The sequence below is a fragment of the Cupriavidus sp. SIMBA_020 genome (assembly GCF_046535395.1).
GTDB classification, from domain to species: Bacteria; Pseudomonadota; Gammaproteobacteria; order Burkholderiales; family Burkholderiaceae; genus Cupriavidus; species Cupriavidus campinensis.
Genome location: NZ_JAWRWU010001189.1, coordinates 1 through 252, shown reverse-complemented (window position 1 = coordinate 252; position 252 = coordinate 1). Strand labels below are relative to the sequence as shown.

General features: G+C 65.5%; 2 pseudogenes. Both read right to left on the bottom strand.

What is annotated here, in order from left to right:
* A pseudogene (gene rnhA / locus SB751_RS33290) lies at positions 1-102 on the bottom strand (ribonuclease HI); the annotation flags it as partial.
* A 49-nt stretch (positions 103-151) separates the two neighbouring features.
* A pseudogene (locus SB751_RS33285) lies at positions 152-252 on the bottom strand (SAM-dependent methyltransferase); the annotation flags it as partial.

Sequence of the window (252 nt, the reverse complement as noted above, 5' to 3'; positions counted from 1 at the left end):
GGCGCGCATCAACACGCCCCAGCCGCCCGGACCGGGATTGCCCTTGCAGGCGCCGTCGGTCCACATTTCCACTTTCTGGTCGTTCGCGTTGTTGTCCTGCATGGCGCTGCTTGTATGTCCTTGTTCTTTCGATATGAATCCGGCCCGCCGCTCAGGAGCGGTCGAAGCCGTCGCCTGCCTGGCGGTTGACCACCACCGACGCGGCGCGGGCGCGCTTGGGCTTGGTTTTCCAGGCGGGGCCGATGATACGCA